The following is a 21,784-nucleotide window of genomic DNA, read 5'->3' as shown; positions in this document are numbered from 1 at the left end:
GGCCCCCCAGTCGCACACGAGCTGTCGGCCATGCCCGGCCCCTCCGGCGCACACGAGCTGTCGGCCATGCCCGGACGCTCGGGCGCCTCCCTTCCCGATGAACCCGTCACGCGTCTCATGCGGTGGACTCCCTCACCACGTGCAGGCGCCACGACGGCAGCAGCTCGTCGATGAGCGCCTCGGTCTCGGGGGCCGGCCCGCCGCCGTACGCGTGCGAACCGGCCCTTCTGGTCAACGCCTCGATGACCGCGCGCAGCCGTACGAGATCGCCCGTGGCGTGGGTGGCGCGCAGCAGGTCGCGCCAGAGCCCCTCGTCGTCGGCGGCGAGCAGCAGGCCGGCCCGTACGGCTGCGACGGCGGCGTCCGGCTCCCCGTGCGCCAGCCTGATCTCGCACAGGCGGTGCGCGGCGTCGGCGACCCCGGCCGTCACGTCGTACTCCAGCTCGTCGGCGGCCAGCCACGCGTATCGGCCCGACGGACGCCCGCTCAGCAGGGGGCCTCTGACCAGGCCGAGCGCTCGCTCCAGGAGCACGGTCCGCGCGTTGGGATCGCCGTGGGACCGGCGAACCATCTCGCGGAACAGCGCCCAGTCGGTGCGGACCTCGGGCCCCAGTCTGAGCCTGCCGGCCTCGTCGACGCGCAGGTGCCGCTTGCCGAGCCAGGCGGCGACCCGGGCGATCGTCGCGTCTCTGACCATGGGCTGCACGCCCCTCGGCCACAGCACGCCGCCCAGGACGACCGGGTGCACGCCTCCGGGATGGGTGGCGAGATAGACCAGCAGCTCGGCGGCGAGCGCCATCCGGCCTTCCTCCAGTGGGTCGAGACCGACGATCTCGATGGGTCCGAGCATCCGCACCTCGACGGCGGGCAGGCCGTAGTCGGCGAGCGGCTCGGCCTCGGGGACGGCCTCGCCGTCGAACTGCTCGGTCGTGCGGAACAGCGCGACCAGGGCCTGGTAGTGGCGGCGGGGCAGGAGCTGCGCGGTCACCTCGAAGCCGAGTTCGGCGATCTTCGCCTTGCCGTCGTCGGTGATCTCCAGGGTCCAGGTGGCGTGCGGCACGTCGCCGGTCACCACGTACCCGGCCGTGTCCTTGCGGGCCAGCAGGGCCAGCCGTCTCGCCTCGTCGTGGCTCGGCGTCACCGCCGACAGCAGGTAGTGGGCATCGCGCGGGCGGCCGGTGATCCGGCCGGTCAGCACCTCCTGGCGGGGGGTCGCGGTCGCCTCCAACTCCGGCAGCACCTCGGCCAGGCCGCCCACGGCCCTGATGCGGTCGGGGGCGATCGCGGTCAGCTCCTCACCGAAGCCGACGAGCGTGATGCGCATGCGGTCGGACCACCGGTTGGTGGCCAGCTCGACGGCCAGCGCGGCGAGGGCGGCGGTGGTCTGCCTGCCCCGGATGTTGATCAGACCCTGTGCGGCCTCCAGGTCGATCAGCACCCGTCCGCTCGCGTCGGTGCCGAGAGACACCAGCCCCGGGTAGGGGGCGCCGCCCAGCGGACTCTCCCCCGAATCGGGCAGCAGGCGCCCCTCGTGGGCGGACAGCCGCCACACCTGGCCACCGTCCTGGGCGGTCCAGGGGGCCGGCGCTTCACCGTCGGGCGGATGGATCCACAGGTCGAGGTTGCCCGGTGACAGGTGGGCCGCGTAGACGGTCGGCGGGGTGCGGCCTGCCGCGGCCAGTTCGGCGCCGAGCAGTCTCAGGCCGACGTCGAGAATCCGGGTGCCGGGCGCGTCGGCGCCCAGCCGGAGCGCCACCTCGGCCTCGGCGGCGTCGTCGCGCGGCCGCACGATGCGGTGGCCGAACGCGCGCCGCCACAGCTGAGCCCGGCGCCGCCTGCCGAGCACGACCAGCAACCCGGCGGCGGCCAATGACGCCCCGGCGAGATACTCGACGAGCTCCAGCCCCGGACGCTGCTCCGCCGGGGCCTGCCGTTCAGTCGGACGCTGTTCTTCGGCCGGACGCTGTTCTTCGGCCGGACGCTGCTGGTCGGCCGGACGCTGCTGGTCGGCAGTGTCCCGCCGAGTGTCGCGCGTCTCGCCGGCCTCGTGTTCTCCCTGCTTCCTCTCGACCGTCTGCTGCTGCTCCGCGCCGACACGAGCCGGGCTGGTCGAGGCTCTGCCGGGGTGTTCGCGCAGGGTCTCGGCACGCGGCTGCCTGGCGGGTACGACGTGCACGTTGCGCGCGTCGTCGGGCATGTCGAGCACCCAGCCCGGCCTGATCAGGTCGGCCATCCGGAGGCGGACGCCGTCGGGTTGTTCCTTGTGCTGGTTGAGCTGGAAGATCTCCGGATATCGCCGACCGTCGCCCAGGCACTTCTCGGCGATCTCCCACAGGCTCTCGTGGTGGCGGCCGTGCGGCGGCTGCACCACGTACACCTTCTTGCTCCGCTGGGTCTCCAGCGGCTGCTCCACGACCGGAGTCGAGAACGCGACCGCGGCCATGGGCGGCGGGGCGGGCGGCGGTGTGCCGAGCCGCGCGATGGGCACGGCCGCCGCCCCGACGGTGAACAGCAGCAGCACCGCCGAGACCAGCCGGTTGGCCAGCCACTGGGTGCCGCCGGACAACGGCACCCTGGCCGGCATGCCGATCCGGCGGACCCCGGCGTACACCTCGACGATCACGCACGCGACCAGCTGCAGCCAGGCCAGCCAGACGAGCAGGACCAGCACGGCGGTAATCGTGGACGGGCCGACGCGGCTGGTGAGCAGGTCGAGGTCGAGCAGTTGCGGCCCGAGCGGCGGCCCGACGAACGTGAGCAGGGCATAGGGGACGCCGCCGACGAGCGCCACCAGCACCACGAGCGCCGCGAGCCCCGCGAACACGTCGCCGGCGGACCGCCTCGCCGGGATGCGCGCGGGCGGCCGCACGGGCACCCGCCCGGGTGGACGCACCGGCTCTCGCGTGGGCATCGCTTCTCCTTTCTCGCGTCCAGCGTCCTTCCGCACCGATCTCCGGGCCACCAAGTGGTCGGAATCGGTCTGGCTCATCTGGCCTCGGGTCCGGCCGTCGCCGTGCCCTCCATCTCAGTGCCGGGGAAGCCGATGGCGCCGAGGAAGAACGCGGTCCAGGACACCTTGACGGTGACCGTCACCGCGGTCTGCTCCTGCTCCACGGCGCAGGCGCCGGTGGACACGTCGTCACCGCCGTGAGCCGCGATCACCTCATCGGCCCTGGCGCACACCTGGCCCTCGTCCAGCAGCCGGGTCTGACCGGTGGCGCGCAGGTGGTCGACGTCGATCGTGTCGGCGCCCGCGCGAGCGGCCTGCTCGGCGACGTCGGCGGCCCGCAGCCGGGCGTTAATCGCCGCCCCGCCGTCGACCAGCAGCCCGGCGAGCAGGAAGACGACCACGGAGAAGAGCACGGTGAACACCGACATGGACCCACGCTCCCCTGCCACCCGGGAGCTCACTCGATCCTCCGCAGTTGTTCCAGCGGCACCACGGCCGTGCCGGTCATCTGTTTGGTGCCGTTGAATCCCAGGAAGCTCAGGTCCAGCTCGCAGGTCACCTCGGCCCGCACCTGGCCGCCCGCCTCCCACTCGGATCCGGCCAGCGAGACGGCGGGCTGCGCGCACCGCCCCTGCAGCGCGGCCGTGATGGTCGCCTCGGCGGCCGTGCCGGCGTCGTCCAACGTGCGCTGCACCGAGGCGGCCCTGGCCGCGTCCCTGGCGGCCCCGTTGACCTGGCCCTGGGCTTCGACCAGCCGACCGGCTCCGGCCAGGAACATCAGGAAGAGCAGGAAGACCGGTGCCAGCATGACCGTCTCCACGGCCATCGACCCCCGCTCACGCCTCGTTCGCAAACTCATCCGCAGTCGTCCCCCCCGTCGTCGGGGCGGAAGCACTCCACCGGCCCCCCCGCGGTGGCCGTGATCGTGAAGGTGAGCTCGGGCAGCAACGGGATGACCTGGACGGCGCTGCCCGTCACCGTGACGAAACGCTGGTCGGGCTCCCTGACCGAGGTGGTGGCCGTGGCGTCGGAGAGCAACCGGGGGCCGATCGTCCGCACGATGGACGTGGCCTTGGTCTGGGCCTCGCCCTCCCAGGAGCCCGAGTCGAAAGGGGCCGAGCGGGCCACCCGGGCGCCCTCGCGGGCGGCGGCCTCCGCGACCTGGCGGCCGTGGAACCAGAGTGTCACCTGCACGATAAGGAGCACGACCGCGAGGACGACCGGCATCAGCAGGGCCAGCTCGACGACCGTGACACCGCGCTCACGACGAAGCCCGCGTTCACGACGAAGTCCGAGTCCGCCAACGAGCCGACGTTCGCGACGGAGCCCGCGTGCGCGAACGAGCCGGGATGAGATCACGTGTCCCCGCTGCCGCCACCGAAGGAGTTCTGGATGTCGTTCTGCCTCTGCTCCACGAGTGTCTTGATCAGCGTGGCGAGGCCGAGCGCGACGCCGGCGATGATGGCGGTGATGATCACCCATTCGACGGCGGAGGCGCCCCGGCTGGGCGCCGTGCGGGCGCGGTGGACGCGGACACCGAGGTAGGCCCGCAGGTAGATGATCCAGGGATGGTTCATGAGGACCCCAACATCTTCATAGCGGCTGGGAAACTGAGAAAGATCACGAAACCCGCGCAGAGCAGGAGCTGTGCGACGAGCATCGACTGGGAGCGTTCGCCGGCCCGGCCCTCGATCTCCGCGAGCTCGCGTCGGCGCAGGGTGGCCGCCCTGGCCGTCAGCGAGGCCCGGACCTTGGCGCCGTCGTCGGCGACCAGGCCGAGCGCGGCCGACAGGTCGCGCAGCTCGTCGACGTTGATCTCCTCGCCGAGCTGGCCGAGCGCCTGCCACGGGGTGATGCCGACGATCCGGGCCCCGCTGAGCGCGTCGCGGATGCGGGCCATCGCCCAGTTGGGCTGGTCGCCGCTGACCGAGACCGCCATCATCAGCGCCTCGGGAACGCCCCGGCCACCCGCGAGGTTCATGGAGACCAGGTCGAGGAACGCGCCGACCACGTGCCTGAAGTCACGCCGCCGCGCCGCGGCGTCGCGCTTGACCTGCACGTCGGGCAGGAAGAAGAAGAACAGGGCGGCGAGCACGGCGGCCCAGAACGGGATCGCGAGCGACGTGCCCCACTCCATCAGGACCAGCCAGCCGAGCAGCACGGGGAAGGCCAGCAGCCCGGCCGCGGCGAGCAGCACTTTGGTGGCCAGGAAACCCTCGAATGACCGGCCGACCAGGGCCAGGTCGGCCTTGACCGAGCGGGCCTCCCAGCCGCGGGCGTGGTAGACGCGGGCCAGTCTGACGCCGAGACCCCGGCGGAAGGCGCTGACCTCCTCGTCGGGCAGCACGAGCTGGATGCGGGGCGCGCCCGCGTCCTCGCGCACCGCCTCGATCGCCAGCAACCGCGCCACCAGGCCCGGCTGGGCCGGGAAGATCGCGCGCAGCAGCAGGAACAGGCCGAACCCGAGCGCGCCGCCGGCCAGTACGCCTTCAACCATTGCCGCCTCCGACCAGCAGACGTGTGGGCTTGTCGAATCGGGCGAGCCGCCGCATCCAGGCGAATCCGGCGCCGAACAGCCCGGCCACGACGGCGAGCACCGCCTGGCCGAGCAGGCCGGTGTATTCGCCGACGTAGGACGGGTTGAACACGACGAGCAGGCCGGCGAAGACCAGTGCGGTGATCACCACGATCTGCACGCTGCGCCTCGTGGCGCGGCGTTCGGCCTCGACGCGGCGGCGCATGTCGAGCTCCTCGCGCGCCGACACCGCCAGCGCGCCCAGCACGTCGCGCAGACCCGGGCCGCGCAGCTTGGAGTTGAGGATCAGCGCGGCCACCACCAGGTCGGCCGACGGGTCGTCGAGCTCGTCGGCGAACAACGCCAGCGCGTCGGGCAACGCCATCCTGGTGTGCAGCCGGTCGACCATCGCCCGCAGGTGGGGTCTCAGCATGGGCGCGGCCGCCCTGATCGACGACGGGATGGCCTGTTCGAGCCCGGCCGCGCCGGCGATCGTGTCCCGCAGCGACTCGGTCCAGGCGGCCAGTCCTTCGAGCCTGCGCATCGCCGCGCGCTCCTCGGCCGCGCCGCCCGACAGACCGCGCCAGGCGAACACCAGCAGCACCGATCCCACGGCGACCACCGGCCAGCGGGTGACCGCCAGGACGACGACGGCCACGACCGCGGCGATCGCGCCGCGCGTGGTCAGCATCCTGACCAGGTGGCGCTCGGGCTGCGACGGCTTGGGGCGCAGGCCGTACAGGGAGAGGACGAGCAGGAAGACGCCGCCGCCGACGGCGGCGCCGGCGAACAGCGCCAGCGGGTCGAGAGGGATCATCACCAGCCTCCCGGGTGGTAGCCGTGGGCGGCGAGCTCCTGCAGGCAGGAGACGGGGGCGTGGGGCAAGGCGGAGCCGTCGGGGCCCGGCGCGAACACCTCGCTCGACAGGACCCGGCCGTCACAGCCGTTGACCTCGCGGATGCTGGAGACGTAGCGGCGCAGGGTGCCGCCGCGGTCGTAGTCGTTGCGTTTCTCGACGAAGACCACGAAGTCGATGGCGCCGGCGATGAGCATGTGGGTGGCGTCGATGGGGAGGCGCTCGTTGGCCTGCAGGGCGTAGGTGGAGATGCGGTTGAACACCTCCATGCTGGAATTGGCGTGGATGGTGGACAGGGAGCCGTCGTTGCCCTGCGTCATGGCGTTGAGCATGGTGACGATCTCGTCGCCGAGCACCTCGCCGACGATGACGCGGCTGGGGTTCATCCGGAGGGAGCGTCTGACCAGCTCGGCCATGGTGATCTCGCCCTGGCCCTCGGAGTTGGGCAGCCGCTGTTCGAAGGCGACCACGTTGGGGTGGAGCTCGGGGAACTGGTCGAGACCGAGCTCAAGCGCGCGTTCGACGGTGATCAGCCGCTCTCCGGCCGGGATCTCGTTGGCCAGGGCTCGCAGCAGGGTCGTCTTGCCGGCGTTGGTGGAGCCCGCGATCATGAGGTTTTTGCGGGCGGCGACCGCGGCCGTCAGGAACCGGCCGATCTCCGGGCTCAGGGTGCCGTTGCCCACCAGGTCGGACAGGAACACCTTGCCGAGGCGGGCGCGGCGGATCGACACGGCCGGCCTGAGCGTGACGTCCATGACGGCACTCAGCCGCGAGCCGTCGGGCAGTCTCAGGTCGAGCTGCGGGTTGGCGGTGTCGAACGGCCTGCTCGACAGGCCCGAGTAGGCCGCCAGGATCTGGATCAGCTCGATCAGCTCCTCGTCGGACTCGGCGACCGGGTCGTGCGCGAGCTCCTGGCCGTCGGCGTAACCGACGAAAACCTTGTCGCAGCCGTTGATGTCGATGTTCTCGACGTCGGGGTCGTCGAGCAGCGGCTGGAGACGGCCCACGCCGAACAGCGCGGCGTGGATGCCGGCCGCCAGCGCCTCTTCCTCCTCGACCGTGGGCGGGGTGCGGCCCAGGCCGATCTCGTTGCGCGCGTGCTCCTCCAGCACCTGGGAGATCAGCGCCCTGGCGAACTGCCGCTCGTCCTCGCCGGTCATCGCGGCCAGGCCGTTGGCCTGGTCGAGCCGGCGCTGGTGGGCCAGGCGGTCGCCGACCTCCTGGCGGAAACGCTTCACGAGGGAGTGGTCGATCACGGGTGGCTCACCAGCCGTCCTGCGAGATCGCGTGCCGTACGGATGAGCAGCGAGCGGTCGAGCCGTCCGCCCCACTGGCCGCGCAGCAGCTCGGCCCCCTTGGGATCGTGGGCCAGGCCGTACACGAATCCGACGGTCGAGCCCACGATGCGGCGTACGTCGTCGATCGAGGAGCGGTAGTTGCGCGGGTCGGCGATCACGACGACGCCGTGAGCCTTGGTGATCGAGAGGCGTTCGCGCAGGTGCGCGACGTGGTCGAGGGTGGCCCTGGTGAGCAGCACGACCTTTTCGGCCTCGGCCAGCAGATCGCCGAGCTGGGGGTGGGCGCCGAGGCGGCCGCAGTCGGCGATCACGTCGGCGTGCGGCACGGCGGCGAGCGAGCGGCCGAGCGGACCCCACAGCCAGGTCAGCCCGGCCGCCTGCTCGCCATGGGTGAGCCCGGCCAGCACGTCGAGCCCGCCCACGATCTTCTGTGTGTGCTCGTGAATCTGCGCGGGCTCCAGCCCGCGGCGCGCCGTCGCCGCCAGTGTGAGCAGGCCCTTGCCCGGGTTGAGCACGCCGCCGTCGGCGCTGGGCAGCCGGTAGGCGAGGTCGCCGCCCGCGGGGTCGCACTCGGCGAGCAGCACGGGCCTCGGCCAGACGGCCGCCAGGGCCGTCGCGGCGGTGGTCACCCCTGGCGCGCCCTTGTCGGCGGCCAGCACGATCAGGGCCACCTCAGCGAGCCCCGGGCAGCACGGCCACCGCGATCTCACCGCTGGAGGCGTATCTGACGATCTCCGGTGACGCCGTCGAGTCGACGATCACGGTGATCTGCCCGCTGCCGCCGGTCCTGCCCGGCGCTCCGACGCTGACCACGAGGGCGCTCTGGGCGAGCACCCGGCTCTCGGTCTGGCTGGAACGGCCCGGCACGTGCACGATCTGCACCCGGTCTCCCTTGACGAGGCCGGCCGGCGCCTGGCCGGGCTTGAGCGCGAGACCCACCTTGGCCTTACCGGGGCCCAGCTCCTGGCTGGCCGTGACGCCCATGTCGTCGATGAACAGGGTGCCGGGCAGGATGGTGACCGCGGCGAAGCTGTCGAGCACCTTCTGCCGCTCGGACCAGCTGACGTAGTCGATGCCGGTGTCGGCGATCTGCACCTCTTCGATCGACTGCTCGGTGAACGGCTGGCCCGCGCCGACCTGCTCGGTGATCCTGATCGCGGAGATCCGGTCTCCGCTGCGCATCACGAGCAGTGTCGTGGCCAGCGCCCCGCCCAGGATGAGGAGCACCGCGAGGGCCGCCAGGGCAGGCTTCCGCTCGCGGGGTGGGACGGGGAGCTTGCGCGAGGCCGGGCCGGACAACCCCGCCGTGTTGACGGCAGGGTTGACGGCAGGCTTTTCGCTGGTCCTCATGGGTGGGGGGCTCCCATTTGTGAAATGTCGAATTCACGCCATTATGTGCAACCGCGCGGTGAGGCGGGGCTGGAACGCGAGGAACCATGCTCGTTTCGCAGGTAGGGCGGTGTCAACTCGACGAAATCCATACCAGTTTTTTCTAGCGAGTTGACGCGCATAATTTCTACCGCTATGAGTCACATCTTTAACATGTGCAGCACTGTTCACTGATGTTTCGGGATTTACGGGCTCAGGAGCCCTTTGATCGTTTGTCCCGAACCCTGCCATTTGGTTTCTCGACCGCCACCATCTGACCTCTGGCCTGTGGCGATGGTGACCCTACTCGCCATCGCCGACGATCCTGCCACACGCCCGCCGCTTTTCGGTCCGCCTCATCGAGGGCTTTCGTCCTCGCATGAGGGGCGAGCCGGACTTACCCGCGTCACGCACCCGGAGAAGCCTTTCGAAAGGGGTCTACCTGCGGTCGAATGCGGCAAATAGCATGGATGACCGGCGGCCGCGAGCTTTTCCACAGCCTTTTCGGTGGCGGGCCGGTTATCCACAACTTGCGGATTCCATGCCGTTGCCGCCAACCGGCGGGCTTAACGTCGCTTCGGGCGCTACCTTGGCGCCGAGTTCCGACCGAGGAGACGGCCCATGCGGATCATGCTCACCGTGCTCGGCGAGCAGGGCGACCGTGATGTCGTGATCGACGGCGACGACGGCGCCACGGTCGCCAGGGTGAGCGAGGCGCTCGGCGGTCAGGAGCCGCTCGCCAAGGTCGTCCGGCTGCCACGAGCGCGGGCGCCCTACGGCATGTCGGACCCCGGCGGCCCGGCATCCATCCCCAACCCTCGCCATCCAGGGCCCGGGTGGGGTGACCGGTCACCACGGGGGCCCGGCGGCGCGGACGCGCCTCACCCGCGCCGACCAGGCTGGAGCGAGTCGACGCGTCGGCCCGGACAACGCGACCCACGCGTCCCCGGGCGGAGTGACGAGCCAGGATGGGGCGATTCGGCTGCCGGGGCGGCCGGGGATTCGACGACGTTGTGGCGCAACGGGCGGCCTCTTGACCCGCGTGCGCCGGCCACGGCGGTGCTGCGTGACGGCGACAAGGTCACGCTCGATCCCCGCCTGGCGAGGTCCACGATCATCGAGGAGCCTGGCGGGGTGGCCGAGGTGCGGGTCGTGGGCGGTCCCGCCGCCGGCGCGGTGCACCGCCTGGGGCTCGGGGTGCACGTCATCGGGTCAGACCCCATGTGCGCGATCGCCGTGGCGGATCCGATGCTGGCCCCTGAGGCCGTCGCTCTCCGCGTCACCCCTGACGCGATCACCGTGGAGGCCGCCCGGCGGACGCCGCCTGAGCAGGCCCCGCGGCTGAGGCTGAAGGGCCGGTGGGCCGAGGAGGTCGCCGAGCTCACCGCGCGGGTCGCGGAGCGGGAGGCGGCCGAGCTGTCCTCCGACACCTGGCAGAGCCCCGAGCTGGACGCGCGGCCACTGGCAGAGGCGGCCGACTGGCCCGAGCACGCGGTGTTGACCTCCGGATCATCCGTGTTCACCCTCACCGCGATCGAGCCGCGGGACGCCCACCTCGCGCCTCGGCCCGAGGGTGGCCTGGCCTACAACCGGCCGCCCCGGCTCCGCCGCACCGAGGGACAACGGGCGTTCAAGAAGCCACAGGAGCCGCGCCGGGCCGAGGGGATGCGGCTGCAACTGCTGGCAGCGTTCCTCCCGGCGGTGGTGGGCCTGACGCTCGCCTACGTTCTGAAGCAGTGGTATTTCCTGCTCTTCGCCCTGATGACCCCAGTGATCATGATCGGGCAGTGGTGGAGCGATCGCCGTCATGGCAGGAAGCAGCATCGGAAGGCGGCCAAGGAGTTCAAGGAGCGGCTGGAGGCCTACGAGACGGCCGTCGAGCGGGCCAGGGCTCAGGACGAGCTCGAGCGCAGGGCCGACGCGCCCGACCCCGCCCAGGTGCTGCTCACCGCCACGGGGCCACGCAGGCGGTTGTGGGAGCGGCGCATCCACGACCCCGACTCGCTCCGGCTCAGAGTCGGTCTGGCCGACCTGCCCGCCGGTCTGGAGCTCACCGAGGAGCAGACCGGCGGCCCCATCGACCCGCCGGTCTGCCGCGCCGTGCCCGTGGCGCTGGCCATGCGCAGGCTCGGCGTGGCCGGCGTCACCGGCCCGCGCGACGCCGCCGTCGGCCTGGCCGGCTGGCTGATCGGGCAGGCCGCGACCCTGCACAGCCCACGTGACCTCGCCATCGTGGTCCTGTCCGCGCACCCCGACGGTGAGCGCCGCTGGGGCTGGGTGCGCTGGCTGCCGCACTGCGCGCCGCGCGGCGGCGAGGACTGCGTGGCCCTGGTCGGCACCGACCCCGAGTCCGCCGCGCGCCGGGTCGCCGAGCTGGCGTCCCTCATCGACGAACGCCAGAACACCGCGATCCCCGAGCTGGGCAAGATCCCCACGGGGTGGGACGACCTCGGCGGTCCCGAAGCGCCCGCCTTCGCCACCTTCGACGAGCGCCCCTACGACGTGCTGGTCGTGCTCGACGGCGCCCAGGTCCTGCGCGGACTGCCCGGCATGCCGCAGGTGCTGCGCCAGGGTCCGCGCACGGGCGTCTTCACCCTGGCGCTCGACGACGACCAGCGGCTGCTGCCCGAGGAGTGCGCGACGGTCGCGGCGTGCGGGTCCGACGGGCTCGTCCACCTGCGAGGCGGCGGGCTCGACGTCATCGGCCCGGTGCTGGGCGATCTCGTCTCACCGTCGTGGTGCGACCGGCTGGCGAGGGCGCTCGCGCCGATCCGCGACGTGAGCCGCGACGATCCCTCGGGCAACCTGCCGGGCGCGGTCCGCCTGCTCGACCTGCTGGGCCTGCGCTCCCCCTCCGGCCAGGAGATCGCCGCCCGCTGGCGCGACCAAGGCTCGACCAAGGCCGTGATCGGTGTCGGCCCGGACGGCCGCTTCTCGGTCGACCTCAGCCTCGACGGCCCGCACGGACTGATCGCCGGCACCACCGGAGCGGGCAAGTCCGAGCTGCTGCAGACCCTGATCTGCTCGCTCGCGGTGGCCAACCGCCCCGACCAGCTGACGTTCGTGCTGATCGACTACAAGGGCGGCGCCGCGTTCAAGGAGTGCGTACGACTGCCGCACACGGTCGGCATGGTCAGCGACCTCGACGGCCACCTGACCCAGCGGGCCCTCGACTCCCTCGCCGCCGAGGTCCGCCGCCGCGAGCGCCTGCTGCTGGCGGCCGGGGCCAAGGACATCGACGACTACACCGGTGACCCGCTGCCGCGGCTGGTGCTGATCATCGACGAGTTCGCGGCGCTGGTGGCCGAGTTGCCCGACTTCGTGGCCGGGCTCGTCGACATCGCCCGCCGGGGTCGCTCGCTGGGCATCCACCTCATCCTGGCCACCCAGCGCCCGGCAGGTGTTGTGACGGCCGACATCCAGGCCAACACTTCGCTGCGGATCGCGCTCAGGGTCACCGAGCCCATGGAGTCGACGGACGTGATCGACCTGCCGGACGCGGCCCATATCTCCAAGTCGACGCCCGGCCGCTGCTACGTGAAGTCCGGCGTGGGCGCCGCGACGGCCGTCCAGACAGCACGGGTGGGAGGCCGCAGCCCCCTGCCCGCGTCCAGACGGCTGTCTCCCTACCGCGATGGCACACCTGGCCAGCGGCCCGGGCTCCATGCGGCTCCACCACCTCTACTCCCCGCACCTCATCCAGCCGAGGGTGGTCATGACGCGGGCAACCTGTCCGGGGCGGGGAGGCCGGGTGGCGTGATCGGGATCGGGAGAGGCGCCGAGGACAGCGTGCCGGTGCGGGTGGTCGAGGTCGACTGGCGGTCGCTGGGCCGGGCGCTGCCCGCGCCGCCTGAGCCTACGGAGGAGTCAACGGTCACTGACCTGTCGATTCTGGCCGACGCCGTCATCGAAGCCACCCGGCTGACCGGCGTACGACGGCAGCCGAGTCCGTGGCTGGAGCCGCTTCCCACGCGGCTCGTCCTCGACGAGTTGTTCGGGGAGAGCGGGGCACAGGCCGGATCGATACCAGGGGCGCTCGCGAGGCCCGGGGCGCTCATGGGGCCTGGCCGGCTGGGGCCGGACGCGTGGCCCGCGCGAGGCTCGAAGGGATTCGGCGACGGGTCCGGCAACGGCGCCTCCACCGGTCAGCGAACGTTCAGCGAGGTGCGGCCGCTGGTGTTCGGGGTCACGGACCGGCCGTGGGCGCAGGACCGGCGCCCGCTCGCGCTGGACCTGAGCCACGGCGGCCACCTCCTCATCGCCGGCGCGGCACGCAGCGGAAGGTCCACGGCGCTCCGCACGATCGCGGGCGCGATCGCCGCCCAGGCCTCTCCCGCCGACGTGCACATCCACGCGATCGACTGCGGCTCGGGCGCGCTGCTGCCTCTCGTGGCGATGCCGCACTGCGGCGCCGTCGTGACCCGCGACCAGCTCGATCGCGTCGAACGTCTCCTCTCCAGGTTGAGTGCCGAGGTGGGCCGCCGTCAGCAGTTGCTGGCCGAGGCCGGCCACGCCTCGCTGGCCGAATACCGTCAGGCCGGGCATCGCCTGCCCTGGCTGGTGTTCATGCTCGACCGCTGGGAGGGGTTCGTCGCCGCGTTCGAGGGCTACGACTACGGGCGGCTGCCCGAGGCGTTGCTGCAGTTGCTGCGGGAGGGGCCGGCTGTCGGGTTGCGCGCGGTCGTCACCGGCGACCGTTCGAGCCTGATGGGCCAGGTGTCCACGGTGTTCGACGACCGGCTGATCCTGCGCCTGGCGGATCCGTCCGATTACGGCCTGGCCGGGCTGCCGATCAAGGGGCTTCCGTCGTCCATGCCGCCCGGACGCGCCCTGTCGCTGGGTGAGCACGGCATCGTGGAGCACCAGATCGCCCTGCTTTCCGATGATTCTTCAGGCCCCGCTCAGGTGGCCGCCCTGCAGTCCATGGCCCGCACCCTCACCTCCGGCACCGGACAGCGCGAAGGACAGCAGCCGCTGCGGGTGGACGCCCTGCCGGTGCGGATCACCGCGAGCCAGACGTTCGACCTCGTACCCGGTTTCCAGCCGCCTTCTCCCCTTTGGGCACTGATCGGCGCGGGAGGCGACGCGCTGACGCCCCAGGGGGTCGACCTGCTCGCCCAGGGGCCGGGCGCGGTGATCGCCGGGCCCGCGCGCTCAGGGCGCTCCTCGACGCTGCTCACGGCCGCGAGGTCGCTGATCTCGTCCGGCACGCCCGTCATCGCCGTAACCCCCAGGCGCAGCCCGCTGAGGACTCTGGAAGGGACGCTCGCCGTGCTGGACGGCAACAGCGACCAGCTCCAGGAGCTGGTCGCCGGGCTGGAGCGCTACGTGGTGCTGGTGGACGACGCCGAGCTCGTCAACCCCGACTCACCGCTCGGGATGGCACTGGACGAGGTGCTCCGGTCGGGCAGGGACGGCGAGCACGGGCTGATCGTCGCGGGGACCACGGGTGACCTGGCCACGTCTTTCCGGGGCTTCACGGCTGAGACGCGTAAGGCTCGGACAGGCTTACTGCTGTCCGTGCAGAGCCCTTCCGACGGCGACCTGTTCACCATCCGACTCCCGCGCGGCGCCGTCGGCGGGCCTCCTGGACGCGGTCTCCTTGTCACCGCGGGCGCCACCCTGCCGGTGCAGGCAGCCCTCCCAGATGCAGACGCCTGAAGAAAGCGAGCCCCCGCCATCGTGTGAGCGGTGGAGGGGGCCGGCCCCGAATGCCTGTCAGCGAATGGTGTCGTCGACGACGTCTTTGGCGGGGCCGCCCCACACGTCGTCCTCCTCCACGAGCCAGGTGGACGTCTCGCTCGTGCGTTCCTCGCCGCCGCCCGCGCCCATGCCGCCCATGGGCATGAAGGGCATCCCCATTCCGGGCACGCCGGTCGTAGTACCTCCGGCGCGGAGAAGGCTGGCTCCGTTCGTGTTCACAGGAACATTCGTGCCGATGTTCGTGCCGGGGCCTATGCCTGGGACCGTGCCCACGCCCGGGACCGTCGCCGAGGGGTTGCCCGCAGGCAGGTACGTGGTGGGCGAGGTCGAGGCGTTGGGGCCTGTGGTGGAGAACGGCGGGGTGTCCAGCTTCGGCGGCTGGTAGTCGGACAGGCCGGTCGACCGTGGGTCGGTGCCGTTGGGATTCGTGGCGCCGTTGAAACCACCAGGGTTCAGGGAGGGATTGAGCCCCGGCTGATCGGTGCCGGATAGGTTTCCGTTCACGTTGCCGTTTCCTGGCCCATTCGCGTTCGGGTCCGTGGGGTTCGGATCCGTACCGTTCGGGTTCGTGTTCGGGTTCGTTGCGTTCGGGTCCGTGGGGTTCGGATCCGTACCGTTCGGGTTTGTCGCGTTCGGGTCTGTGGCGTTCGGGTCCGTGATGCTCGGGTTGTTATCGTTCGCAGGATCGGTCTTGGGACCGTTGTTCTGCGGGAGGTTCCCGTTGGGATCAGGAGAGTAGCTCGGGCTGTTACCCCTGTCAGGAAGGTCGACCGTGGGGTACTTGGGAACCGGGTGATCGTTCTGGTCCGGGGTGGGCCACTTAAGCTTGGGCAAGTCCTCGGTCAGAGATTCGGGCAGCAGGTTGTGCCAAGTGTTCAGCGCGTTATTGAACTTCCTCAGGTGGTCGGTCGCCGCTTCATTGTCGGAGCCGAACCAGTTCACCCCGTCCTTGGTGTTGACGAAGATGTCCGGGAGCGAGTCGTCCCAACTGCTCCCGTCGTCCCAGTTGTGCCACCCACCGAAATCGTTCTGATAGGGAGGGATGACGGTCTTGCCGAGCGATTGGAGGGGGCGCCCCATTCGGTTGGCATTGTCACCGAGCGCTTCGAGCGCACCATGCAAGGTCTGCAACGCCTGCTGCGCCTTGACCGACGCCTTGCCGCCCCAGACGTCCGCCATCGCCTTGCCGGCGTCCTCGACCGCCCGCCTCGCCACCTCCAGCGTGGAAGAGGCGTTGAGGTAGGCGTCACCAGCCTTCTCGATAGCCCGCGGATTGACCGATTCCAAGATTCTCTTGACCTTTTCCACGGGCTGCTCACCGTGGACGGCGAAGTCCCCGTTGGCTCTGACCTCGTACTCCGTCATCCGGGAATCCCCCCATCGCTCATCAGTCTTTCAACCGCCTCGTAATCGTTGGCCCCGGCGTAGATCAGCGCGATGGCCTTGCGATAGTCGTCGACGATCCCCCTGTAGATCTCCGTGAAGTACTCGTTGCCCTGCTTCAGGCTCTTGTGCAGGGTCTCCCCGGCTTCCCAGTTGTCTGTGCCGGCGTAGGGCACCCGCGTCTCCTCCGACAGGTGCCGCAGAGAGCCAGGCATCCCCCCGCTGAGCCGATCAAGCTCTTGCTCAAGGTCCTTCGCGATCTTCTTCAACTTGTCAGGGCTGAACGTGATCCCATCCCTGTCGGGATCGAGCCCGGGCCAGTCCTTGCCGGGGTTGAGCCCAGGCAAGCCAAGCCGCTCGTCCGGATCCGCCATAGCACACCTCCAGTTCGATCAAGAGCCTAGTAGCCCAAAGGGCGCGTCGTACAGAAAAAGGACATAGCTCCCAGCGGATTCAGGAGACGCTCGGGGACACTCCTATGCTGTCCTGTTGTCAGTCACACTCCTCCCCCGCCGAAACGGAGTGGCATGCAGACCCGGAAGGACCTCTATCAGGCTCATCGGCTGATGATGCAGCGCCTCGGCATGGCGTTGTTGCAGGCCGAGCCCGATGTGCCCGAGTCGCCCATGCGGCGGCACACGGTGGCCATGTTCTGCGGATTGATCATCGCCGCACTGATCACAGCGGGGTTCGGCATCTGGGGGCTGGTCAAACCTGGCAACGCGACGAAGCTCACTGATCCCGGGCAATTGCTCGTGGAGGAGGAGAGCGGGGCGAAGTACGTCTACAGCGCGCAGGACAACAAGCTGCTGCCCGTCGCCAACTACGTCTCCGCGCGCCTGCTGCTCGACGAATCCAATGTCAAGGTACGCAACGTTTCCGCCGCCTCCCTGGCGGGCTTCGCCCGGGGACCGTACGTGGGCATTCCCGGGGCGCCCGACTCCCTGCCGGACAAGAAGAACCTGGTCAAGGGGCCCTGGTCGGTGTGTGTCGGACAGACGGCCGACGCGGCCGGAGCGACCCAGACGTACGTGACGCTCGTGGGTGGCATCGACATCGGCGGCTCGCCGGTCGGAAACGGCGCGATGATCGTCACCGACGATCAGCAGCAGGGCTGGGTGATCTGGTCCGACCAGAAGATGAAGGTAGGCCCAGAGGGGATCAACGCGCTCGGCGCGACCGGGCTCAGGAAGGTGCCGGCCGCCTGGATCAACGCCATCCCGACCGGGCGCGACTTCCGGGGTCCATCCATCCCCAACCGGGGCAAGGTGGTGCGAGGGCCGACCGGCAAGGCGGCGCGCGTCGGTCAGATCTTCACCACCCCCGGCATCGCCGGCGGCGCGGACCGGTGGTACGTACTCGCCCAGGACGGCCTCGCGCCGATCACCGTCACCCAGGCCACGCTGATCCGCAACGACCCGGCCAGCAAGAGGGCGTACGGGAATCGGCCGGTGGTGCCGATCGAGATCGACGCCGCGACCGCCAACTCGGCGCCGTCCAAGCTGCAACTCCTGGGCGGAGGGCTGCCCTCGACGATGCCGAAGGTGATCACGCCCTCGGTGGAGGCTCCGCTGTGCGCGGTGTACGCGGAGACACAGAAGGGCTCGACGCGCGCCAAGATCACCAGCGGTGGCAGGATCGCCATTCCAGTCCCCGCGACGACCGGCAGCCAGGAGCACTTCGACCAGATCCTGCTGCCTCCTGGCGGGGCCGCGATGGCCGGGCTGCTGCCGGGCGACGGGCAGTTGTCGGCGATCAACACCTACTACCTGATCAGCGACCAGAACCGGCTCTATCCCCTGCAGTCAGGAGCGCAGCTTGACACCTTCGGGTACGACGCCTCGTCCGTCGCGCCGCTGCCGGCCCAGCTCCTGCACATGATCCCCGAAGGTCCCCGGCTCGATCCGGCGGCGGCGCGCACGCCGGTGAAGATCAACGGGTAGCGGGGGCACGACACCCGGAGCCGTGAGAACGGCTCCGGGTCCACCCGGACCGGGTGCCGTGATCTCACGGTCGGCATGTTCATACGGGCGGGGTCAACCTGGGATCAGCGCCCACCACACCGCTCCAACAGGGTGCTCGTCGAGCGTGTCCGAACGCTCGAGCGGAATGCGGCAGGCAGTTTCCAGGCGCTCTTGGGCGCCGCCTTCTTCCTCAGGTCGAGGATGTCATCGACCGGCGGCGGCGAGGAAGACGGTTGTCACACCTGGGGGTTTTCGAGATCTGGAGCGGAGGTTTCGAAATCCGGCATGGGCCTTCCGCTGCTTTCATCGTTGGTGAGCTCGGCACCCTGGAAGCGCGCGCCGGCCATCATGTCCTGAAACTTCATCCCCTGTTGCGAGGTCATCATGGTGAGGATCATGTACAAGCCGCCCACCCCCATTGCGAACATCAAAAGTTTGGAACGCATCCCTTTGAGGCTGACCCACAAGCTCTTCACGCCGGCGATGAGCGCCGGCTTGACAGCGGCCCAGGCTCCTGGATTCGCGTGGCTGGCCACACTGGCCACTGCCATCTTCGCCATCACCACCCCGATGGCGAGCACTGCCACCGAAAGGATGTTGTAAAGGGTCGCACTACTGTTGAGGACGCCTCCCACGCCGTTACGGTATTCGTGGAGTCCCTGCGTCTCATCAATGAACTTCTTGAGCGCCGTGTTGACGGTCTCAGCGGCCGCTCCGTCCCATTCGGCGACCTCTGTCAGATCTGTTTGCAGTTTAGTTACCGAGTTCCGAAGGGCTTCCAACTCGCTGTTATTCGACCACGCGTTTCCCGCGTCCCTCATGGAGTCGGGATTCGCTACGAGGGTCCCGATCAATGCCGCGACGGAGATAGCAGCGGGGTGGCCGATGAACGGTGCACTGGCAGTCGCCAACGCGGCGCCCAGCAGAAAACTCTCCCTGCCGAGGCCCACGTCACACGTCCCTGTGCTGGAGAACCGCCGGTGCTACGTCCTCGTCCATGCCCCAGTCTTCTTCGTCCCCACGCAGCAGGTCGGACGTGGAACCATCCTTCTCTCTTTCGCCTCCCGCGCCGCCCATGCCGCCCATCGGCATGAACGGCATGCCCCCCATCCCGCCGAGCCCGTTGACCGCACCCTTGGCCAGAGCGGGAACCTGATTGCCGGTGCCTGGCGCACCGACACCGGTTCCGATGCCGGTTCCGGGGCCCGGCGAACCGGTGGTGAAGCGGCCCGGGTCCACCGAGGGGGTGCTCTCCGGAAGGCGCGGTTGCTGGATCGACGGCGTGGTGGACGGATCGTAGCCGGAAAGGCCCGTCTTCGTGGGATCGGAAAGGTTCGGATTCGCCAGATCAGGGTTTTTGAGGTCCGGATTCGCCAGGTCCGGGTTCTTGAAATCAGGGTTCCCGAGATCAGGATTCTTGAGGTCCGGATTCGCGAGGTCAGGGTTCGTGAAATCAGGACTCCCAAGATCGGGACTCCCGAGACCAGGACTCCCAAGATCAGGACTCCCGAGATCAGGGTTCCCAAGATCGGGGCTCGCCAGGTCCGGGTTCTTCAGATCAGGGTTCCCGAGATCAGGATTCTTGAGGTCCGGATTCGCGAGGTCGGGGTTCGTGAAGTTGGGGTTCGTGTAGTTGGGGTTCGTGTAGTTGGGGTTCGTGTTGGGCAGATTGGCGTTCGGGAAGTTCGTGTTCGGGAGGCTCCCGTTCGGGAGGTTCGTGTTCGGCATGTCCTGGAGCTGATTGATCGGCGAATCGTCGTCCGCCTTGGTGTACCTCTTATCCGCTTCTCTTAACGCCGTCTCCCAGGAGGCCAGAACCTCTTTGGCAACCGTAAGCACCTTGGCATGGCTGTTACGCGCCTCAATGTGCTTGGAGTACAGATCCATAGCGGCCACGCCATAGTAGGGAAAGGTGATGTCGGTTGCGTTGGTCCGGCCCAGGACATTGTCCACCTGCGTACGGTCCGAGCCAAGCGTCTGGCTGGTTCTCTCAATCTCGCCTTTTTTGAACTTCACCCCGGACGACGGCGCGAAGTTCAGCCCTTGCGGCAGGTTCCCGTTCGAGTATGGATGTTGATTACCCACCAGCCCCCCTTTCCCCTACCAGCCCCGCTGTCAGCCGATGCGAGGTTCGGTCACCACGTGCGAAGTGTTCCAGATGTCACGATCCTCCGTAAGGTTCGTCCCGATTTCAGTGCCTTGCTCGGAGCCGACCGAACCCATACCCATCGGCATGAACGGCATCATTCCGCCCATTCCGCCCATGGGTCGCACGGAGGCGGCATGACCACCGACGGGCGCCCCTCCGAGTGCCCCTGGAGTACCGAGAACCGACGGAACACCGGGAGCGTGGCTGGTCGTCGGGGGCATCAGCGTGGTGGCGTTCGGGGCACCTGTGAACGGCGTGGAGGTGAAGGGGGTGGCCGTGGCCGTCGTCTGCGGAGAGAAGTTGGCCGACTCGGTGGATCGAGGGTCGCCGATCACGGAAGGCACGGTGCCGTCGGTGAGCCCGGTCTGCCGCTGCGTACTGAGCGGGTCCGATCCCGTGCCTTCTATGCCGTTCTGACCCGCTGTGTTGGAGGTCCCCGTGCCCGGGTCGCTGATGCCGCTCCCCGTCGGGCTGGTAGCGCTGGGGCTCGTACCCGTCGGAATCGTGCCGGCCTCACTCGGGCCGTTGCCGATGCCAGGTGCGAGCGGGTCGCCAGAGCCCGGGGAGCCAGTCTCCGCCGCGTTCGCCGGCAACTCGGAAAAGACCACGGGCTTCTGGTTCGCCGACCCTTCGTTGCCGGGGATGGCGACCGTGGGAAGTTCGTACGAAACGGTCGTCGGCACGGCACTGTTGAAGATGTTGACCATCTTCTGGTTCAGCTCGCGCATCGCCTTCTGCGCTTCCCTGTCCTCGGCCGCCTTCCGCTCCTCGTAGGCCGACACGGCAGCGGCGGTGGTCGTCCCGCGGGGCATCACAGGGGTGGGGATGCTCTCGACCTTGGCGAGGGTGACGGGCAGCTCCTCGGCATAGCTTCCGAGTGCTTCGTCCATCTGCTTCATCTTGGACGACAGCTCGACGCCGCTGGCGTGCATCAGTTGCATCGCCTTCTGCACCTGGGCGGCCGTCGGCCCCTTCCAGACCTTGGCGAGCTGACCGGCGCTCTGCTCCAGCGCCTGTACGGCCTGATCGACCGCCCCGGCCGCGGCCTTATAGGTGGACCCCGCGTCGCTGATGTCTCCCGGCTTGGTGTCGCTGAGGAGCTGCTCGATCTTCTTCCTCGGAGCCTTGACCGTCTCCCCTTGAGGGCCCTCGTCGGAACGAATGACAAGGACAACTCGTTCGCTACCCACGGTGACTCTCCTCAGACTGCACTGCCGCCCTCGTTCATGCTGTTCGTTTGCGCGTACGCGTCGGCGTTCGCCTCGATGGCCGCGACCAGTTGGTCATAGGCGTTGGCGAAGTCGGTGTAGGCCTGGAGAAACTTCGCCCCGGCGCTGGTCTCGCCGACGGACTTGCTGAACGCCTGCGCGTCGTCCCACTGCCCCACTTCCGCCGGTGACAGCTGGGTGTCCGCGCCGAGCCGCCCGACGTGCTGGTCGAGATTCTTCGCGGACGCCAGGTCGCGGGCGACCGCCCGTATCTGCGTGACCGAATACTCCACCGGCTCGCCGCCGTCGAGCCCAGGCCACTTCGGGTCCAGGACGAGCGAGTCCCCGCCGTCCTCTGTCTCTTCCTTGGGTGCCATCTCGCCCTGTCAT

The 21,784-nt window shown here is 69.7% G+C and carries 19 protein-coding genes; 3 read left to right on the top strand and 16 right to left on the bottom strand.

Going from position 1 to position 21,784, the window contains the following annotated elements:
• Window positions 1-115 precede the first annotated feature (115 nt).
• The 4 genes from AC5L3X_RS19260 to AC5L3X_RS19245 form a co-directional block, all read right to left on the bottom strand.
• A complete protein-coding gene (locus AC5L3X_RS19260; protein WP_494858505.1) occupies window positions 116-2,911 on the bottom strand; it encodes an AfsR/SARP family transcriptional regulator in 2,796 nt (931 codons plus the stop codon).
• 74 nt (window positions 2,912-2,985) lie between these two features.
• A complete protein-coding gene (locus AC5L3X_RS19255) occupies window positions 2,986-3,378 on the bottom strand; it encodes a pilus assembly protein TadG-related protein (protein ID WP_189128491.1) in 393 nt (130 codons plus the stop codon).
• Between the two features lie 29 nt (window positions 3,379-3,407).
• Window positions 3,408-3,809, bottom strand: coding sequence for a TadE/TadG family type IV pilus assembly protein (locus AC5L3X_RS19250; RefSeq protein WP_494858504.1), 402 nt, complete (start codon window positions 3,807-3,809; stop codon window positions 3,408-3,410).
• A complete protein-coding gene (locus AC5L3X_RS19245; RefSeq protein ID WP_494858502.1) occupies window positions 3,806-4,177 on the bottom strand; it encodes a TadE/TadG family type IV pilus assembly protein in 372 nt (123 codons plus the stop codon). Before AC5L3X_RS19245 ends, AC5L3X_RS19250 begins: the two co-directional genes overlap by 4 nt.
• Between AC5L3X_RS19245 and AC5L3X_RS19240 the strand changes: the two genes are divergently transcribed.
• Complete coding sequence (locus AC5L3X_RS19240; protein ID WP_494858538.1) at window positions 4,121-4,303, top strand: hypothetical protein; 183 nt, start codon at window positions 4,121-4,123, stop codon at window positions 4,301-4,303. The genes AC5L3X_RS19245 and AC5L3X_RS19240 overlap by 57 nt on opposite strands.
• A 2-nt stretch (window positions 4,304-4,305) precedes the next feature.
• Here AC5L3X_RS19240 and AC5L3X_RS19235 read toward each other — a convergent pair whose 3' ends face one another.
• The 6 genes from AC5L3X_RS19235 to AC5L3X_RS19210 are packed head-to-tail and all read right to left on the bottom strand — an operon-like array spanning window position 4,306 to window position 8,969.
• Entirely contained in the window at window positions 4,306-4,527 is a 222-nt protein-coding gene (locus AC5L3X_RS19235; RefSeq protein WP_189128482.1) for a Flp family type IVb pilin, read from the bottom strand.
• Window positions 4,524-5,447, bottom strand: a complete 924-nt coding sequence (locus AC5L3X_RS19230; protein WP_189128483.1) for a type II secretion system F family protein — start codon at window positions 5,445-5,447, stop codon at window positions 4,524-4,526. Before AC5L3X_RS19230 ends, AC5L3X_RS19235 begins: the two co-directional genes overlap by 4 nt.
• Entirely contained in the window at window positions 5,440-6,282 is an 843-nt protein-coding gene (locus tag AC5L3X_RS19225; RefSeq protein ID WP_189128484.1) for a type II secretion system F family protein, read from the bottom strand. The genes AC5L3X_RS19230 and AC5L3X_RS19225 overlap by 8 nt, the downstream gene beginning before the upstream one ends.
• Window positions 6,282-7,577: a TadA family conjugal transfer-associated ATPase gene (locus AC5L3X_RS19220; RefSeq protein ID WP_225264108.1), complete on the bottom strand. Its 1,296-nt coding sequence runs from the start codon at window positions 7,575-7,577 to the stop codon at window positions 6,282-6,284. The genes AC5L3X_RS19225 and AC5L3X_RS19220 overlap by 1 nt, the downstream gene beginning before the upstream one ends.
• Window positions 7,574-8,329, bottom strand: coding sequence for a CpaE/TadZ family protein (locus AC5L3X_RS19215; RefSeq protein WP_358465316.1), 756 nt, complete (start codon window positions 8,327-8,329; stop codon window positions 7,574-7,576). The genes AC5L3X_RS19220 and AC5L3X_RS19215 overlap by 4 nt, the downstream gene beginning before the upstream one ends.
• Window positions 8,292-8,969, bottom strand: a complete 678-nt coding sequence (locus AC5L3X_RS19210; protein ID WP_189128485.1) for a hypothetical protein — start codon at window positions 8,967-8,969, stop codon at window positions 8,292-8,294. Before AC5L3X_RS19210 ends, AC5L3X_RS19215 begins: the two co-directional genes overlap by 38 nt.
• A 639-nt stretch (window positions 8,970-9,608) precedes the next feature.
• Here AC5L3X_RS19210 and AC5L3X_RS19205 point away from each other — a divergent pair.
• Window positions 9,609-14,648 (top strand): FtsK/SpoIIIE domain-containing protein, encoded by a 5,040-nt coding sequence (locus AC5L3X_RS19205; protein WP_494858498.1) that lies wholly within the window; start codon window positions 9,609-9,611, stop codon window positions 14,646-14,648.
• Window positions 14,649-14,705: 57 nt separating this feature from the next.
• On the opposite strand, the gene AC5L3X_RS19200 is transcribed toward AC5L3X_RS19205, so the two are convergent.
• Together AC5L3X_RS19200 and AC5L3X_RS19195 are read right to left on the bottom strand one after the other, a co-directional pair.
• Window positions 14,706-16,055 carry a WXG100 family type VII secretion target gene (locus AC5L3X_RS19200; RefSeq protein WP_494858497.1) on the bottom strand — a complete coding sequence of 450 codons (1,350 nt, stop codon included), beginning with the start codon at window positions 16,053-16,055 and terminating at the stop codon, window positions 14,706-14,708.
• Window positions 16,052-16,447, bottom strand: a complete 396-nt coding sequence (locus tag AC5L3X_RS19195) for a hypothetical protein (RefSeq protein ID WP_494858495.1) — start codon at window positions 16,445-16,447, stop codon at window positions 16,052-16,054. The genes AC5L3X_RS19200 and AC5L3X_RS19195 overlap by 4 nt, the downstream gene beginning before the upstream one ends.
• Before the next feature lie 153 nt (window positions 16,448-16,600).
• On the opposite strand from AC5L3X_RS19195, the gene eccB reads away from it, so the two are divergent.
• On the top strand, window positions 16,601-18,016 hold the full coding sequence (gene eccB / locus AC5L3X_RS19190) for a type VII secretion protein EccB (protein WP_494858493.1): 1,416 nt from the start codon (window positions 16,601-16,603) through the stop codon (window positions 18,014-18,016).
• 257 nt (window positions 18,017-18,273) lie between these two features.
• Here the strand turns inward: eccB and AC5L3X_RS19185 are convergent, their stop codons facing one another.
• Genes AC5L3X_RS19185 through AC5L3X_RS19170 form a run of 4 tightly spaced genes read right to left on the bottom strand, consistent with a single transcriptional unit; the run spans window position 18,274 to window position 21,771 of the window.
• Window positions 18,274-18,987 carry a WXG100 family type VII secretion target gene (locus tag AC5L3X_RS19185; protein WP_494858491.1) on the bottom strand — a complete coding sequence of 238 codons (714 nt, stop codon included), beginning with the start codon at window positions 18,985-18,987 and terminating at the stop codon, window positions 18,274-18,276.
• 1 nt (window position 18,988) lies between these two features.
• Window positions 18,989-20,122 carry a pentapeptide repeat-containing protein gene (locus tag AC5L3X_RS19180; protein WP_494858490.1) on the bottom strand — a complete coding sequence of 378 codons (1,134 nt, stop codon included), beginning with the start codon at window positions 20,120-20,122 and terminating at the stop codon, window positions 18,989-18,991.
• Between the two features lie 30 nt (window positions 20,123-20,152).
• The gene (locus AC5L3X_RS19175) at window positions 20,153-21,376 is read right to left on the bottom strand and encodes a WXG100 family type VII secretion target (protein ID WP_494858489.1); all 1,224 of its coding nucleotides are present in this window, start codon (window positions 21,374-21,376) and stop codon (window positions 20,153-20,155) included.
• An 11-nt stretch (window positions 21,377-21,387) separates the two neighbouring features.
• Window positions 21,388-21,771, bottom strand: a complete 384-nt coding sequence (locus AC5L3X_RS19170; protein ID WP_494858488.1) for a hypothetical protein — start codon at window positions 21,769-21,771, stop codon at window positions 21,388-21,390.
• Window positions 21,772-21,784 lie beyond the last annotated feature (13 nt).

This window comes from Nonomuraea sp. CX421, assembly GCF_059358955.1.
This window is presented reverse-complemented; position numbering and strand designations above follow the sequence as displayed.